The organism is Sorangium sp. So ce131 (assembly GCF_051519095.1).
Taxonomy (GTDB): Bacteria; Myxococcota_A; Polyangia; order Polyangiales; family Polyangiaceae; genus Sorangium.
The window spans coordinates 6,995,318-7,011,799 of record NZ_CP150455.1 but is presented as its reverse complement, the minus strand read 5'-3'; the positions used below and the strand labels follow the sequence as shown (position 1 = coordinate 7,011,799).

Below are 16,482 nucleotides of genomic sequence, written 5' to 3'. Positions count from 1 at the left end.
GCGAGACCATCCACGTGAACATCGAGAACATCGACGATCTGCGCGTGCTCGTGGAGACGGCCCGCCGCGGGACGCTGACGGCGGCGGCGCGGGTCCTGGGCGTCACGCCGGCCGCGGCCAGCGCCATGCTGAAGCGGCTGGAGGCGCGGCTGGGCGAGCGGCTGTTCGAGCGGTCCACGCGCGCGCTGCGCCTGACGCCGGAGGGCCAGATCCTCCTCGACTACGCCTCCCGCGCGCTCGAGCTCCTGGAAGAAGGCGAGGCGCAGCTCGCGTCGCAACGCCGCTCGCTCGTGGGCACGGTGCGCGTGGCGGCGCCGTCGGATCTCGCGCGCAGCGTGCTCTTGCCCTGGCTCGACGAGTTCGTGGCGGCCCATCCGGGCGTGCGCCTGGCCCTGTCCGTGACCGATCGCGTGCAGGACGTGATGCGCGACGTGGTGGACGTGGCCTTGCGTTACGGCGAGCTCAGCGATTCCCGGCTGGTCGCCCGGGCGCTCTCCACGACACGCCGCGTGCTCTGCGCCTCCTCCGCGTACCTTGCGCGGCACGAGCCGCCGCGCTCGCCCGAGGACCTGGCCCAGCACAACTGCCTGACCTTCCACGTCAACCACAAGCGGCACGTGGCCTGGCGCTTCGAGAAGGACGGCGCATGGACCGAGGTGCGCGTCGACGGCGACCGCGACGCCGACGACGCGGCCATCGCCCACCAATGGGCCCTCGCCGGCGCCGGCCTGCTCTACAAATCCGAGCTGGATCTGGTGCACGATCTGCGCGAGGGCCGCCTGGTCCGCCTGCTGCCCGGGTGGCAGGGTGAGCACTATCCGCTCAACGCCATCCTGCCGAGCCATCGTTTCGTGCCGGCGCGGGTGCGCGCCCTGGTCGACTTCCTCGCGGCGAAGCTCCGCGACCTTTCGCCTCAGAAGCCCGGCGTGCCTGGCGCCAGGGGCTTGAAGCGATAGACCAGGTAGGGCGGCTTGTTCTTGGCCACCCCGTCGGCCTGGAGCGCGCTGGTGAGGGGCAGCTGCGCCGCGCCGGTGTACATGGCGCCGTCGCTGTTGTAGGTGACGCCGTCCGGCCAGACCATGTCCGGGTCGCTGACCAGGCGCTCGTATTTGCGGGTGTCGGAGGGGATGACACCCACGGCGCGCCCGCCGACCTCGGTGAGGTACAGGTTGTCGTTCTGGTCGATGGAGAGGCCGCCGTTGAAGGGTTTGTCCGCGTAAGTCTCCACCTTCGCCCCGAGCTGCGCGGCGGTGAGCGACGGGTCCACGAGGTCGCTCATCCGGATCCGGTACATCTTGTAAGCATTGAGCGGGGCGAAGTAGAGCCACTCGTTGTTCGTGTCGAGGGCGATACCGTCCACGCCCACGTACAGGTCGACGGCGCCGCTCGTGGGTTGACCCACGTCCCAGCGGATGGGCTCTTTCAGGGGCATCACGCTGTGATGGCCTTGCAAGAGGCGCCGGCTCTCGCCGGTGGAGAGGTCCACCACCACGAGCGCCGCCTTGTCGCCCACGCCGCCCGAGCCTTCGCCGATGGCCTCATCGGCGACCACGATCACGTCGTGCTTCAGGTCCACCACGAAGTCGTTGTGCTGCGACTCGGTGAGGGTGGCTTCGGGGGAGATGGGGATGACGCGCTCGAGCTTGTCCTGGCGGGTGTTCCACCCGACGAGCTTGGGCACGAGGCCCGCGGGGCGCCCCGCCGCCTTGTCCGTGGATTTGGCCGAGTCAAGCAGCCAGAGGACGCCGTTCTGGTCCGTATGCAGGCCGAGCACCCAGTCCAGGCAGGCGTCGAAGTCGGATTTCCAGCTGCCGTCGGCGTCCTTGCAGCTCTGCCACTCCATGCTCGGGTACGGCGTGGTGGACTTCCGGTCCGGGTTGAGCAGCGCCACCTGCACCTTGGGCGCATAGAACGGGTGAAAGCCGATGATGACCCGGCCGTCGGGCATCTGGGTGATGCCGCCGACGCCGCCGACGTCGGTGGCGTCGAGCCGAGCGTAGACCTCGAGCGTGGACTCGGGGGGCCGCGCCGGGCTTTCGCCGTCGCCGCAGGCCGCCGCGCCCGCCGCAGAAAGGGCCGCGACCGCGGTCAGGGTCAGGCGCGCGAGCTTGAGCTTGAGATGGGCAAACCGATGCATGCTTGTCTCCTCGTCGTGGTGGTCCTCCATTCTTGAGGAGCGCACCCTGGCGGACAAGCAGCGCAACGCGGAGACAGTTTCAGCGTTTCGTTGAAGATCGTCGACACGGCAGATCTCTGCGCCCATGTCCTGTTGTCGCATCCACTCTACGACCGGCGCGGGTGCCACCGCCACCCGGTTCAGGCCAGGCCCAATCCTGCTCATGCCGCCCTTCCGCGTGCGGGCGGCTCGCGTGCGCGCCCGCGTGCCGTCCCATCGCGGGCCACGGCTGGATCCCTGGGGTGCTCGGCGCTGGTAGCGCCGCGCCCCTTTCCGCTCTGGGCACGCCCCAGCGTCGAGCACACCGGGCAGCCGCGTAGCGCCACGAGCGCGACGGTGGCCCACCGGTTGCACTGAGACACTGGCGATTCCTCTCGTCGCTTAACAGACGTCGGGAATCATCCTTCGAACATCACCAGAGGAGTTGCTCATGCCTTCCCTGTCCATCTCCCAGCTCAAGCTCACGATCGCGAGCCGCAACGCCCGTTGGCTCGCCAAGCCGACGCCGCTTGGCAACCTGAACGACCAGCAGCGCCGCGCGCTGCTCGGGGTGTCCCTGAACGCCGCCGATCTCGCGGCCCGCACGCGGGTCGCCGAGACCACGCTCGGCTCCTTCGACCAGGAGGTCGACTGGCGCGCTCGACGGGGCCGCAACTTCGTCACGTCGGTGCGCGATCAAGGCGGCTGCGGCTCGTGCGTCAGCTTCGCCACGGTCGCGCTGCTCGAGTCGATGTGCGGCGTCGAGAAGGGGCAGCTCCTCGACCTCTCCGAGGCGGACCTGCACTTCTGCTCGTCGCACGGCGCGACGTGCGGCGGGTGGTGGCCGAGCGACGCGCTGGATCAGGTGAAGCGCCGCGGCGTGCCGGACGAGTCGTGCTTCCCCTACAGCAGCGCGTTCCAGGACGGCGGCGGTCCGCGCTGCATCATCGGCCCCGAGCGCGATCGCCGCGCGGTCAAGCTGCTGGAGTCGACCACGCTCTCCTCTGCGGCAGCCCGGAAAGAGTGGCTGACGCGCGTCGGCCCCGTGTCCGCGGTGATGGAGGTCTACACCGACTTCTTCTCATACGGGTCGGGCGTGTACGAGCACGTCTCGGGGCAGCTGGAGGGGCTCCACAACGTCCTCGTGGTGGGCTACTCCGAGTCGGAGCGCTGCTGGATCTGCAAGAACTCCTGGGGCGCGTTCTGGGGCGCGGGCGGGTACTTCAAGATCGCCTACGGCCAGTGCGGGATCGACTCGACCTTCCCGTTCTGGGGCGCGCAGAAGGTCGTCCTCCCGGATTACGCGAACGTGCGCCCGGTGCCCGGCTGGTTCGGCAGCGAGGATCAGGGCGCCGACATCGCCGTCGCCGATCTGAACGGCAACGGCCGCCCTGATCTCGTGGTATTCCACATCGACAACCCCGGCGGCGAGAACCACGGCTATTACCGCATCGGCCGCGATCTCGACGGCAAGGGCAACGTGACCGGCGGCTGGAGCGACATCAAGGCGGTGCCGGGCTGGTTCGGCGCCGAGAACCAGGGCGCGGGGGTCGCTGTGGCAGACCTCGGCGGGCAGCGGTGCCTCGTGGTGTTCCACGTCGACAACCCCGGCGGCGAGAACCATGGCTACTTCCGCATCGGCCGCGGCCTGGACAGAGACGGCAACGTGACCGGCGGCTGGAGCGACATCAAGGCGGTGCCGGGCTGGTTCGGCGCCGAGAACCAGGGCGCGGGGATCGCGATCGCCGATCTGAACGGCGACGGCCGGCCCGAACTCGTGGTGTTCCACGCCGACAACCCCGGCGGCGAGAACCACGGCTATTACCGCGTCGGCTGGAACCTCGATCGCGACGGCAACGTGAGCGGCTGGAGCGACATCAAGGCGGTGCCGGGCTGGTTCGGCGCCGAGAACCAGGGCGCAGCGATCGCGATCGCGGACGTGAGCGGCACCGGGCGCCCCGATCTGGTGGTGTTCCACATCGACAACCCCGGCGGCGAGAACCACGGCTACTACCGCATCGGCCGCGATCTCGACAGCAACGGGAACGTCTCCGGCGGCTGGAGCGAGGTCCGCCCGATCCCCGGCTGGTTCGGCGCCGAGGATCAGGGCGGCGGGATCGCCGCGGCCGATCTGAACGGCGACGGCCGGCCCGAGCTCTTGGTGTTCCACGTCGACAACCCCGGCGGTGAGAACCACGGCTACTACCGGGTCGGCTGGGACCTCGATCGCGACGGCAACGTGACGGGTCTCTGGGTCTGAGGAGGCGTGGTGACCCCCGAGGCGGTCCTTCGCGCTCGGCCCGGCGAGGTGGAGGTGCGATTGCCGGAGACGCCGACGTCCGGCTATCTGTGGCACCTCGTCGGGCCGCCGGACGGCGTTCGTGTGGTCGCGCGGGATCTCGAGCCGTCGCCCGCTGCCCTGGGGGCGGCGGGCGCCGGCGGCTGCCGCGTCTTCCGCCTGGCGGTCGACGCGCCCGGCGAGTACACGTTGACGTTCGAGCTCCGCCGGCCCTGGGAGCACACGCCGCGCGAACGCGCGCGGCTGCTCGTCATCATCACCCCGTAGCGCGGCCGTGTGTCCCCAGCCGCTTCGACGCTCGCTTGCACGCCATGCGGCTGGCGTCCGTCGGGCAGACGTAGCAACCAGGAAGTCGACCCCGACCGGGCTCAGAGGTCGAAGCGACCTGACGCCTCAGGCTGGTAGACGATGCGCTCGATCCGGAGGCGCCGCGTGCGGCTCGGCGTGGGCCACTCCACCTCCTCGGCCTCGCGACAGCCGAGCAGCGCGAGCCCCATCGGCGCGAGCACCGAGATCCGGCCGCTCTTCACGTCGGCGGCTCCGGGGAACACCACGGTCACGCAGAGCCGCTCCAGCGTGTCGAGATCGACGAGCTCGACCTTGGAGTTCATGGTGACCACGCTCGGCGGGATGTCCGCTGGCTTCACGACGTCCGCCCGATCGAGCTCGATCTCGAGCGCCTCCAGGTCCGGAGAATCGCCCCCGGGCCGCGCGCGCAGCGCTTCGAGCAGCCGCGCGAGCCGATCGCGATCGAATTCGGTGAGAACAATGGGGTTCGAGTGAGGTGCCATGAGCTGGGATCTCCTTGTGTCGTCGACGCGATCCGGGGTCGGCCGAAGGTCCACGCCGGGCGAGCTGGCCGGCGCGAGCGCTCGTCCAGGTGACCTGCGCAGGCGCCCTCGACGCCAGCCGGCTGCCATCCCGGGAGCGGCCGGCGAAAGGCGCCGGAAGACCGCTCCCCTAGGAGCGTGCGGGCGACCTCGGGCAGAACAGCCGGGGTCGCAGGGGAATGAGCGCGCTACGCGCGCCGTGGCGGGGCCACGAGCGCGACGCGACGAGGTGCAGGCAAGCGCTCATTCCATGGACAGCGTACCACGACGGTCGCCCGCGGGCCATGAGGCTCCGGCGCCTTCGCGCACGTGCCGCCTCGGGGCGGCCGCACGCCTCACGGTGACCTGCCGGTGCGGCGGAGCGCTTCGCTCAAGGGCAGCTGCGCTCGCGCGCCCTGCCCGCGAGGTGCGAGGCGGCCGAGGTGCTTCAGGCGGGCGAACACCTCGGTGAACGCCTCCCGGAAGCCGCTCTCCACGTACGGCAGGCCCTGCTCGCGGCAGAGCTCTCGGACGATGGGTCGCGCGAGGCGGAGCCGGCTCGCCGGGATCTGCGGGAACAGGTGGTGCTCGATGTGGCTGTTCTGCCCCATGAAGAAGAAGTCGAGCCGCGGCGAGCTCCGGATGTTTCGCGTCGAGGAGACCTGTTGATCCAGGAACGGCACGTCGGCGCCCTCGGCGTGGTGCGCCCTGGCGACGTGGTTGATCGGAATGACGAGGAACATGTAGACGCTCGCGACCGCGAGCCAGCCCAGGTAATCGACCAGTGCGGCGCCGAACCCCACGAACCAGGGCAACACGCCGAACCAGAGGGCGGCGTGCAGCAGGAGCGCGAGCTGGTCGACCCGGGTCTTCTGCAGGTTCCGCGCGACATAGGCCATCGAGTCCCACTTGAGCTGCAGCCCCCAGAGGGGCGCGAGCAGCGGAATGAGCACGGCCTGATGGCGCGTCGCGAGCGCGCCGAGGCCGCGCTTCTCCAGCGCCGGCCGCTCGGCGACGCTCCACAGCGACGATTGCGTGTCCGGGTCGAGGCCGATCTCGTTGCAATGGAAGTGGTGGAGCTCGTGGCTGCGGCGGAAATAGCTGAAGGCGAGCCCCACGAGCACCGTGTCGAAGGTCTGCCCGATGGCCTGGATGACCGCTGGGCGCCGGGAGATCGCGCCGTGCATCGCCTCGTGGGAGAGGAATCCCCCCTGGACCAGGGCGAAGCCGATCACCGCGAGGGCGGCGAGCCTGAGCGGCGCCGCGGGCGCGCTGCAGAGGACGGCGAAGGCCGCGGCGAACAGCGCCGCGAGCAGCGCGACGCGCCACGCGTAGGACCACCCCGCGGGCTCGAGCAGGCCGGCGGCCGCGAGCCGGGCGCGGAGCCGCTGGTAACGCGCGTCTCCGCGCAGCGCCTCCGCCGCGGGCCGCGACGCCGCCGAGGCCGACGGGCCAGCGAGGATCTTGGCGGACACGTAGCTGTCGAGGACACGGGCTTTGTGGGGCGTCATTGCGTTCTTCGAGCGCGCGCGAGGACGTCCCGGCGTCCGGACGCACGTCGCACGAGCTTTACCGGACGCGCGACGGACGCGGGCAACAATTCGGCGCTCATTGACGTTGCTTTTGCCTGCGCTCGCCGCGTAATGCAAACTCTCCACGGGGTGCGTCAATCAATGGACAAGTTGCCTCCGGGCCCCGCGACCATCGTGTGGCCATTGCTTCGTTACCTCACCGACCCACACGGCGTGTTCCCGGCGCTCGCCCGCCGTTATGGAGACCCGTTTCTCTTGCCGATCCCGGGCACGACCGGCACGGTCGTGACGGGCGACCCGGAAGGCGTGCGGGCGGTCATGGGCGCGCCGCCCGAGGTGTTCACGTCGTTCCGGACCGAGGCCACGGAGCAGATGCTCGGCGAGCACTCGCTGTACTTCCAGAGCGGCGCCGCGCACCGGGACGCGCGGCGCATCCTGAGCCCGCCGTTCCACGGGGCGCGGATGCGCCTCCACGGCCCCACGGTGCTCGACGTCGCCCGCGCGCACATGCGCGGCTTCCGGCCGGGCGCGGCGCTCGATCTGCGGGGCGTCATGGACTGGATCTCGCTCGAGGTCGTCGTCCGGGTGGTGCTCGGCGTGACGGACGACGCGCGCATCCGGCGTTATCACCGGACCATGGTCGAGGGGCTCGCGTCGATCACGCCGGCGGTCCTGTTCCTCAAGTGGCTGCGGCGCGAGTTCGGCGGCCTCGGCCCCTGGGCGAAGGCCCGGCGGTTCTACCGGGGGCTCATGCGCCTGCTCGAGGAGGAGATCGCCGCCCGCCGCGCGCGGGGCGCCGGCGCTGGCGGCGGCGGCGACGTGCTCGGGGCGCTGCTGCGCGCGGGAGAGCACGGCGAGCGTCGGATGAGCGACGAGGAGATCCGCGACAAGCTCTATGATCTGATCATCGCCGGATACGAGACCACGGCCGTCGCGCTGGCCTGGGCGGGGTACGAGATCTGCCGCCACCCGCGCGTCGAGCGGCGGCTGCTCGCGGAGCTCCAAAGCCTGGGGGACGATCCGGATCCGGAGTCGATCGCGAGGCTGCCTTACCTGGAGGCCATCTGCCACGAGGTGCTCCGGCTGCACCCGAATTTCGTGCTGCTCACCCGCACGCTCGCGCGGCCGCTCGATCTCAAAGGGTACACGCTGCCTCCCGGGCAGAACGTCTCCGTCGCGATCGGCGTCGCCCATTTCCGCGAGGAGACCTTCCCGCGCCCGGCGTCGTTCGAGCCGGAGCGCTTCCTCGATCGGACCTACTCGCCGTTCGAGTACCTGCCGTTCGGCGGCGGGGCGCAGCGCTGCCTCGGCGCGCCGTTCGCGCTCCACGAGATGAAGCTGGTGCTCGCCGCGCTGTTCCGCCGTCATGTGATCGCCCTCGAGCCCGGCGCGCCCGTCCGGGCGGCGGCGCGCGCCGTCACGGTGGGGCCGGCCGCGGCAATCAGGGTCGTGGTGCTGGGGGAGCGGGGCGCGCGCCGCCCGGGCGCCGGAGCACCGGCACCACGTGCGGCGACAGCGCCATCGTGAAGGCGAGCGACGCGGCCTGGAGGTCGCCGGCGATGTGGAAGGGGGAGGGGAGCGAGAGCTCGACGCGCGCGCCGGTCACCGCGAAATCGAGCAGGGTGCGCGGGTTGCGGTACGTGCCGCCGAAGACGCTCGGGAGGTGGAGCAGCACCTCGGCGGGGCCGGCGCTGGAGACGCGCAGCTGGAAGCGGTCGCTCAGCGCGTCCGCGAAGGGGAAAAAGGTGATGTCGCGGCTGTACTGCGAGACCGTCGCCGCGGCCACGATGGTGATGTCGCCGTCGTAGAGCACGGCGCCCTCGGGCAGCGGCTCGCCCGAGGGCCGGCCCGCGTCGTCGAGGCGCTCGGCCGAGGCGCCGGTGCTCACGATGCGGGCGCGCAGGCGCGGCTCGAGCACGAGGCGCGGCAGCGTGCGCAGGAGCACGGTGAGCACAATCGCGGGGATGCCGCGCGACAGAGGGCGCAGCGGACCGTGCCTGAGCTTGCCCTTGATCAGCGCGTCGAAGTCCTCGATGTGCTTCGCGTCGATGCCGGTCCCCACGAAGTGCGCGAGGCGGCCCTCCACCTCGATGAGGCGGAGCGGCGCGGGCGCCTCGTCTCCGCCCGCGCGGGCGAGGTCGGCCTGGAGGCCGGCCGGGGTGGGCGGGGAGGCGCCGCAGACGTCGTGGATGGCGTTGCCGCCGCCGAGCCGCAGCGGCAGGAGCGCCGGGACCCGGTCCGGCGCGAGGGAGAGGAAGTCCTGGGCCGCCCGGGAGAAGGTGCCGTCGCCGCCGCCGACGCAGACCGCGCCGTAGCCGCCCGCGAGGATCACCTCGGCCGCGGCGCGCGCCTCCTCGAGCGTGGCGGTGGCGAAGACGTCGCCCGGCCGCGCCGCGGCCGACCGCGCCCAGGCGACGAGCTCGGGGGTCACGCGCTGGGCGTTGCGGTTGAGGAGCAGGGCGACGCGGCGCATGCCCGCGAGGCTACCTCAACTCCGCCGGACGGGAGCGCGCTACGGCGGGGCGCGCGGCGCGTGGACGGAGCGCGCCGCGGCGGGGCACGCGGCGCGGGCGCTGGTATAGAAGCGCGCATGACCCTGCTCAGAGACGTCCTCGCCGCGCTGGAGTCGATCGCCCCGCTCCGCTTCGCCGAGCCCTGGGACAACGTCGGCCTGCTCGCGGGCGACCCGGCGCGGTCGTCGTCGGCGGCGCTGCTCGCCATCGACTACACGCCCGAGGTCGCCCGGGAGGCGCGCGAGCTCGGCTGCGACCTGGTCGTCGCCTACCATCCGCCGCTGTTCGAGGCGGTGAAGCGCGTCGTCGCGCCGAGCCCTGTCTTCGAGGCGATCCGCGACGGCATCGCGCTCTACTCGCCGCACACCGCGCTCGACGTCGCGGAGGGCGGCACCAACGACGTGCTCGGCGACGCGCTCGGGCTCTCCGAGGGCCGCGCGCCGCTCCGGCGGGCGGCGTCCAGGGCGTGGCAGAGCAAGCTCGTCGTCTTCGTCCCGGAGGACCACGCCGACGCGCTGGCCGACGCCCTCGCCGACGCGGGCGCGGGCAAGATCGGCCGGTACTCCCGCTGCAGCTTCCGCACGATCGGGACGGGCACGTTCTTCGGCGAGGAGGGGACGAACCCCACGGTCGGCGAGAAGGGCCGGCTCGAGCGCGTGACCGAGGTGCGGCTGGAGATGGTCTTCCCCCGCGATCGGACCGAGGCGGTGCTCCAGGCGATGCGCGCCGCGCACCCGTACGAGGAGGTGGCGTTCGATCTGATCGAGCTCGCCGTGGAGCCGCTGCGGGCCGGCATCGGGCGGATCGGGCAGCTGGAGCGCGCCGCGCCCGTGGGCGAGCTCCTCGGCCGCATCAAGGAGCGCCTCGGGGTGGGCGCGCTGCTCGTGGCCGGCCCCGAAGAGCGCGTCGTCGCGCGCGGGGCGACGTGCGCCGGCGCGGGCGGCGCGCTGCTCGGCGAGGCGATCGCGCAGGGCGCGGAGCTCTACCTGACCGGCGAGCTGCGCCACCACGACGCGCTGCGCGCGGCGAGCGCGGGCGTCACCGTGGTCTGCGCGCTGCACTCGAACAGCGAGCGGGCCGCGCTGAAGCGCCTCGCGGAGCGCCTCCGCGCCGAGGTCCCGTCGCTCCGGGTGGACGTGAGCGCGCGCGACCGGGATCCGTTCTCGATCCGCTGAAGGCGCCGCGGAGGGCGCGCGCGGCGGCGCTCGCCGCGCGCCGCGGGTCCTGCGAGCGCCGCGCCTGCCTAGGGTTCCTTCTTCAGCGCGGCCGGCGACCGGGATCGCGTGAGCTTGAATATTTCAAGTTCTGATGTAATTATGCTGACGTCATTCTCAAGGTAACGTGTCACCCGCTGCAAGCCGCGGCGTATCCATCAGGAGAATGCCTGCAGGAGAACCATGACTGCGGACAGCGCCGAGGGATTCGTGGGCGCGGCGGGGGCGAGCCTCGCCCGGGGGGCGGCGGGGGCGAGCCTTGCCCGGTCGAGCCTTGAGGCGTTTTCGTGCGCTGCTGTGGGGGGCCCTCCTTGGAGAGGCGCGACAACCAGCCATTCACGTGGAGCCATGACCAGCGCAGGACGAGAAGAGCTCGACGAGATCATGCAGCGGTATGCGCTAGGCGAGGAGGACGTCTTCGATCGGCTCTACGAGCTGCTGGCGCCGCGGCTCTACCGCTTCTGCCTGCGCCTCACGGGCCGCGCGTCCGAGGCCGACGATCTCTTCCAGGAGAGCTTCCTCAGGATTCACCGCGCGCGCTCGTCCTACATGGGCGGGTCCAGCGTCATCCCGTGGGCTTTCGCCATCGCGCGCTCGCTCCACCTCGATCGGCTGAGATACAAGCGCCGGCATCCCGAGGACGTGGCGCCGACGAGCGAGCCTGTGGCGCACGACGCGCACTCCTTGCAGACCCACCACAACGCTGGTCCTGAGGCCGAGGTTGGAGCCCATCAGCTCCTGAAGGTCGTCACCCTCGAGCTGAACAAGATGTCCGAGATGAGCCGCGTCGCGTACCTCCTGCTCAAGGAGGAGGGCCTCAACGTCTCGGAGGCGGCCGCCGTGCTCGGCACGTCCACGGACGCCGTGAAGCAACGCGCACATCGCGCCTATGATCAGATCCGGGCTGCGCTCTGTGCCGCCGGATGGACGGAGCACTGTCATGAGCGAGCGTGAAATCCCGCTGCGATTCTCCGCCACGCACGCGCCTCCGGCTGCGCTTACCTCGAGCGTCCGCGCCGCGGTGAAGAAGACGCCCGCGTCGACCATCCCTGTTCGCGCTCGGATCGTCGGGGCTGTCGCTGCGATCCCCGGCGTCCTGACCGCCGCGCTCGTCGGGGCGGACCGGATCTGGGATCATCAGGAGCCGCTGCGCGCCGACCTCGGGACCGGATCGCCGGTCCGCCTCCTGGTCGTCCTGGCCTCGCTCCTCGCGTTCACGTTGCTCACGACGCTCATCGCCTTACGGAGAGGCCGGCACGGCCTGGGCTCCCGGGAGCAGCAGCTGACCGTGGCGGCGGGGCTCGTCGTGCCGGTGTATGCCTTCTCCACCCTGGCGTGGCCGCTTCGCTCCGACCACCCGGCGGCGCTGTCGGCGGCGGCGGCTCTCCATCCGCTCGGACTCCCGTGCTTCGCCATCGCCGCGATCGTGGGGCTCGTCGTGCTGGCCAGCGTCACGAGCGCGCTCCGCTGGTCCGTGCCCGTCGCGAGCGGCGCTCGGGGCGCGGCGCTCGGCGCTTGCGCGGGGGCGTGGTCTGGTCTGAGCGTCTTCATCCACTGCCCGGCCTTCGAGACGACCCACCTGATCATCGGGCACTTCGCTCCGATCGTGGCGTTCACCCTGCTGGGCGTGAGCGTCGTTCCGCGCGTTCTGCGGCCCTGAAGCCGCGCTGCAGCCTCGGGCGGGCAAGCGACTGCCGCGTCGCCTGAGCTCGTCCCTCGGCGGGGTGGAGCTCTGGCCGAGCTGCTCGGCCGCGGGCACCCTCGCCCGCGGCCGGTCGTTCCATAACCTCTGCTCGTTTCAGCGTCGTACTCCTGCAACCGCGGGGAGAGGCGCTGCTGGCTCGCCGTGGATGCTCCTGCGACGGCGGTGCTGAGCAGCAGCGTGGAGCTCGTGGAGAGTCGTCACGCGATGACGAACGCCTGTGATCGCGGCAATGAGCGTTCGTAGAAAAATAGAAGGGCTCGCGTCACCTGATTCGTCGAGCGTCGTAGTTCAGGATGAGACGGCGAAGCGCCGGACCTCTGAGGGATCAGAGGTATGAACAACCATCCTGTTACAATAGGGAGATTGCCATGAAAGCACAGCTTCGAGGGTTCGGTGTCACGCTCGCAATTGGGCTGTCCGCGATCGGGTGCGTGGGCGCACCGCTCGATCTCGACGAGGAAGAAACCGGGGAGGTCCAGCAGGCGGAGGTCGGCCTCTTCGGTAACTTCACCATCTTCGACGCGAACCTCGCTCGGGCGGGCGGCGTGTTTGGCGGCGTCCTCGCGGACGCGTTCGGCGGCCGGACGACCGCCGAGCTGGACATCCGGCGGGCGCCGCCGAACAAGCGCTGGGGGGCGATCGCCCACGTGGACAGCTGCCGCGTCAACCAGGGCGGCGCCCGCTACCGGAACAACCCGGCCGCGGGATCCAGCGCGACGAACGAGATCTGGCTCGACGTCGAGATCGACGCCAGCGGCAGGGGGACCTCGCGGACCGTCGTGAACTTCGTGGTCCCCCCGAACGGCGCGAAGTCCCTCGTGCTGTATCAGAACCCGGCGGCGTCGGGCAACGTCGGCAACAGGATCGCTTGCATCAACTTCCCCTGGGGCGATGCCCTGTAGACGCCACCAGGTTCACATCACTTCGGCGCGCGCCGACGAGCGCGCGCCCTGAGATGAAAGGGACGCGACATGATTGACGTCTGCTCTTCCAGCCGCGAGATCCAGCACAGGGACAGGACCCGCGCGATCCTCGAAGCCCTGTCCTGACAGCGGCGAGCTTGCACCGCGGCGACCAGCGTCGCTCCCGCGTGCTGGTCCCGCCGCTCCGCGTGGACGCCGACGCGCGCGACCGGCTCCGTGCGCGAGCCGCGGATGGCGCGGCGGCGCAGGCGGGCGCGCATGGTAACTTCCCGCCATGCCCCGCTGGTTCAACACCGCCGGCCCGTGCCGGCCGGACGTGCACTACATGCTCCCGGCCATGCGTCGCCTGCCCGAGGTGCGCCGCCTCGTCGAGCAGCAGGGCTATTTCGTGGTCCACGCCCCTCGGCAGGTCGGAAAGACCACCGCGCTCAGCGCGTTTGCCCACGAGCTGACGGCCGCGGGCCAGCACGTCGCGGTCCTCGTCTCGATGGAGACCGGCGCCGCCTTCCCGCGCGACACCGGGGCCGCCGAGCTGTGCATCCTCGATAGCTGGCGCTGGAGCGCGCGCGCCGCGCTCCCGCCGGAGCTCTTGCCCCCGCCCTTCCCCGACGCGCCGCCCGGCGGCCGCATCAAGGCCGCGCTCGCCGCCTGGGCCGAGGCCGCCCCGAGGCCGCTCGCCGTGTTCCTGGACGAGATCGACGCGCTCCGCGACGATGTCCTCGTCTCCGTCCTCCGCCAGCTCCGCGACGGCTACCGCGGCCGTCCCCGCTATTTTCCCGTCTCGCTCGCGCTCATCGGCCTGCGCGACGTGCGCGATTACAAGGTCGCGACCGAGGGCCGCAATCACCTCGGCACCGCGAGCCCGTTCAACATCAAGGTCCGCTCGCTTACGCTGCGCGACTTCACCGCCGAGGAGATCGCCGAGCTCTACGCCCAGCACACCGCGGACACCGGGCAGCGCTTCGAGGCCGACGCGACTGAGCGCGCCTTCGCGCTGACGCAGGGCCAGCCCTGGCTCGTCAACGCGCTCGCCAAGGTCGCCGTCGAGGAGCTCGTGGGTGACCGCGCCGAGCCCGTCCGGCGCGCGGACATCGAGCGCGCCAAGGAGATCCTCATCGACCGGCAGGAGACGCACCTCGACAGCCTGGCCGAGCGCCTGCGCGAGCCGCGCATCCGCAGGATCCTCGAGCCGATGATGGCCGGGCGCCTGCTCGGCGACGTGCCCGAGGACGACCGGCGCTTCGCGGTGGACCTCGGCCTCCTGCGCCGCAACGAGGAGGGCACGCTGGAGGTGGCGAACCCGATCTACAGGGAGATCCTGCTGCGCTCGCTCGTGAGCGGCACGCGCGACACGCTGCCGTCCATCAAGCCGTAGATCGCGCCGCACCTGGTGCTGATGGCGTTCTTGCACCGGGTGGTCAACGGGGGCGGCACGATCGAGCGGGAGTACGCGATCGGCAAGGGGCGGATGGACCTCCGAAGGCCGAGGGGCTCGCGCAGCTCGATCGGTATCTCGAAGGGTTGGGGCTCGAGACGGGGTGGCTCGTGATCTTCGACCGGCGGAGCGACAGGGCGGAGGTCGCGGCGCGGACGGCCGCAGAGGCGGCGCGGACGCCGGGAGGGCGGGACGTCGCGGTGATCCGGGGGTGAGCGCGACGGCCGCGCCCAATCTCATGGGTCGCGAATTTCCCGCCAACGACCGGCCATTGTTATCATAACGTCCGAAGTACAATCCCCAGATCCACCGACCAGAGCCAACAAGTCCAACGAGTCCAGGCGTTCGTGTGAGATTATCCATCCCACGCTGGCGACAGGACCATGGACAACGACAAGCCCCAGACACCCACGCCTTCCTTCACCGATCTGATGGGCGCGATGGCGGCGGCCCAGGCCGCGCAGGAGCCGTTCTTCCTCGGTCACCTCCGCGGGCATTTCGGCGCCGACCCCCGCACCCTCCCCGTTGTCGCCGAGGAGTTCCCGGCCTCGGACCACCCGAACTTCCAGCTCGCAATTGAGGCTCACCTCCGTGACGGCGGGTTCACCTCCGAGCTGATCGGAGTCTCCGGCGGCGATGTGTTCCGGGGGGTGAGCCTTCCCGATCTCCTCTCGCCGCCCCCGGCGATGCCGGGGATCGGAGCGCCGCCCTCGCAGGGGCCCGTGCAGTACCGCAACGTCCACCTCGACGAGGAGCGCGTCATCGCCTGCGTCGTCGGCGGCATCTACCTCTTCGGCCACGGGAGCGACCGCTTCGCGCTCTTGGTGCGCGGCCCCAGCGACGCCGGGTTCCGGCGCAGCCAGCTCACCGTCGAGGTGATGGCGACGGACAACGAGCGCGCCCAGCGCCTCCTCGCCGAGCTCCGCGTCCTCATGCGCCGGCTCAACGTCTACCGCAGCCGCGTGGTCATCCTGAGCGAGACGACGGACGGCTTCTCGCCCGGAACCAAGATCGAGCTCCAGAGCCTCCCGCGGATCGCGCGCGACGCGCTCATCCTGCCCGAGGCGCTGCTCGCGCGGCTCGAGCGGTCGACCATCGGCTTCTCCCGGCACAGAGAGACCCTGCTCACCTCGGGGCGACACCTGAAGCGCGGGCTGCTCCTCTACGGGCCCCCGGGCACCGGCAAGACCCTGACCGCGATGTACCTGGCGGGCCAGATGCGGGAGCGCACCACGCTGCTCCTCACCGGGCTCGGGGTGAAGCTCCTCAGGGAGGCCTGCGCGATGGCGCGGTCCCTCCAGCCCTCGCTCGTGGTGCTCGAGGACGTCGATATCATCGCCCAGGACCGCGAGAGCGCGGACGCGAGCTGCCGCTCCCCGCTGCTCTTCGATCTCCTGAATCAGATGGACGGCCTCGCGGAGGACACGGACGTGATCTTCCTCTTGACCACCAACCGCCCCCAGGCCCTGGAGCCCGCGCTGGCGGCGCGGCCGGGGCGGATCGATCTCGCCGTGGAGATCCCGCTGCCGGACGACGACTGCCGGCGGCAGCTGCTCGCGCTCTACGGGCGCGGCCTCTCGCTCAGGGGCGACGACCTCGCGCCGCTCATCGCGCGGACCGAGGGGGTGAGCGCGGCATTCATCCGTGAGCTCCTGAGACGGGCGGCGCTGTTCGCGGCCGACGCGGGGCGCGGCACGGCGGTCGGCGAGGAGCACCTCAAGGAGGCGCTGCACGAGCTCCTCGTCGACGGGGGGCCGCTCACCCGGAGCCTGCTCGGCGCCCACGCCCACCGCTCCTCGTGATTACCGCCAGCCGCCTGTCGTCTTCCTCCTGGTCGGCGAGGGCGAGCAGGTCAGTCAGATCGCCCGGAGCCTGAAGACGCCCGTCGGACATGCCC

Annotated in this window: 13 protein-coding genes and 1 pseudogene; 10 read left to right on the top strand and 4 right to left on the bottom strand. The window is 71.3% G+C overall.

Going from position 1 to position 16,482, the window contains the following annotated elements:
• Window positions 1-14 precede the first annotated feature (14 nt).
• Window positions 15-956 (top strand): LysR family transcriptional regulator, encoded by a 942-nt coding sequence (locus WMF43_RS25590; protein WP_437668501.1) that lies wholly within the window; start codon window positions 15-17, stop codon window positions 954-956.
• Here the strand turns inward: WMF43_RS25590 and WMF43_RS25585 are convergent.
• A complete protein-coding gene (locus WMF43_RS25585) occupies window positions 914-2,137 on the bottom strand; it encodes an L-dopachrome tautomerase-related protein (RefSeq protein ID WP_437668499.1) in 1,224 nt (407 codons plus the stop codon). The two genes, WMF43_RS25590 and WMF43_RS25585, sit on opposite strands and share 43 nt — an antisense overlap.
• 469 nt (window positions 2,138-2,606) lie before the next feature.
• Between WMF43_RS25585 and WMF43_RS25580 the strand changes: the two genes are divergently transcribed.
• Window positions 2,607-4,415: a C1 family peptidase gene (locus tag WMF43_RS25580; RefSeq protein ID WP_437683932.1), complete on the top strand. Its 1,809-nt coding sequence runs from the start codon at window positions 2,607-2,609 to the stop codon at window positions 4,413-4,415.
• Window positions 4,416-4,424: 9 nt separating this feature from the next.
• Window positions 4,425-4,721: a protease inhibitor I42 family protein gene (locus tag WMF43_RS25575; protein WP_437683931.1), complete on the top strand. Its 297-nt coding sequence runs from the start codon at window positions 4,425-4,427 to the stop codon at window positions 4,719-4,721.
• 101 nt (window positions 4,722-4,822) lie between these two features.
• Here WMF43_RS25575 and rnk read toward each other — a convergent pair whose 3' ends face one another.
• The gene (gene rnk / locus WMF43_RS25570; protein WP_437683929.1) at window positions 4,823-5,245 is read right to left on the bottom strand and encodes a nucleoside diphosphate kinase regulator; all 423 of its coding nucleotides are present in this window, start codon (window positions 5,243-5,245) and stop codon (window positions 4,823-4,825) included.
• A gap of 374 nt (window positions 5,246-5,619) precedes the next feature.
• A complete protein-coding gene (locus tag WMF43_RS25565; RefSeq protein ID WP_437683927.1) occupies window positions 5,620-6,774 on the bottom strand; it encodes a fatty acid desaturase family protein in 1,155 nt (384 codons plus the stop codon).
• Window positions 6,775-6,936: 162 nt separating this feature from the next.
• Between WMF43_RS25565 and WMF43_RS25560 the strand changes: the two genes are divergently transcribed.
• Window positions 6,937-8,322 (top strand): cytochrome P450, encoded by a 1,386-nt coding sequence (locus WMF43_RS25560; protein ID WP_437683926.1) that lies wholly within the window; start codon window positions 6,937-6,939, stop codon window positions 8,320-8,322.
• Here the strand turns inward: WMF43_RS25560 and WMF43_RS25555 are convergent.
• Window positions 8,237-9,268, bottom strand: coding sequence for a diacylglycerol/lipid kinase family protein (locus WMF43_RS25555; protein ID WP_437683924.1), 1,032 nt, complete (start codon window positions 9,266-9,268; stop codon window positions 8,237-8,239). The two genes, WMF43_RS25560 and WMF43_RS25555, sit on opposite strands and share 86 nt — an antisense overlap.
• Before the next feature lie 117 nt (window positions 9,269-9,385).
• On the opposite strand from WMF43_RS25555, the gene WMF43_RS25550 reads away from it, so the two are divergent.
• The 6 genes and pseudogenes from WMF43_RS25550 to WMF43_RS25525 all read left to right on the top strand — a co-directional run bounded on the left by WMF43_RS25550 (window position 9,386) and on the right by WMF43_RS25525 (window position 16,387).
• Window positions 9,386-10,483, top strand: a complete 1,098-nt coding sequence (locus tag WMF43_RS25550; RefSeq protein ID WP_437683922.1) for a Nif3-like dinuclear metal center hexameric protein — start codon at window positions 9,386-9,388, stop codon at window positions 10,481-10,483.
• A gap of 387 nt (window positions 10,484-10,870) precedes the next feature.
• Window positions 10,871-11,476 carry an RNA polymerase sigma factor gene (locus tag WMF43_RS25545; protein WP_437683920.1) on the top strand — a complete coding sequence of 202 codons (606 nt, stop codon included), beginning with the start codon at window positions 10,871-10,873 and terminating at the stop codon, window positions 11,474-11,476.
• On the top strand, window positions 11,463-12,182 hold the full coding sequence (locus tag WMF43_RS25540; protein WP_437683918.1) for an NrsF family protein: 720 nt from the start codon (window positions 11,463-11,465) through the stop codon (window positions 12,180-12,182). The genes WMF43_RS25545 and WMF43_RS25540 overlap by 14 nt, the downstream gene beginning before the upstream one ends.
• A 413-nt stretch (window positions 12,183-12,595) precedes the next feature.
• The gene (locus tag WMF43_RS25535) at window positions 12,596-13,129 is read left to right on the top strand and encodes a hypothetical protein (protein WP_437683916.1); all 534 of its coding nucleotides are present in this window, start codon (window positions 12,596-12,598) and stop codon (window positions 13,127-13,129) included.
• Between the two features lie 295 nt (window positions 13,130-13,424).
• Window positions 13,425-14,800: pseudogene (locus WMF43_RS25530) on the top strand (ATP-binding protein).
• A gap of 168 nt (window positions 14,801-14,968) precedes the next feature.
• Complete coding sequence (locus WMF43_RS25525) at window positions 14,969-16,387, top strand: AAA family ATPase (protein ID WP_437683914.1); 1,419 nt, start codon at window positions 14,969-14,971, stop codon at window positions 16,385-16,387.
• Window positions 16,388-16,482 lie beyond the last annotated feature (95 nt).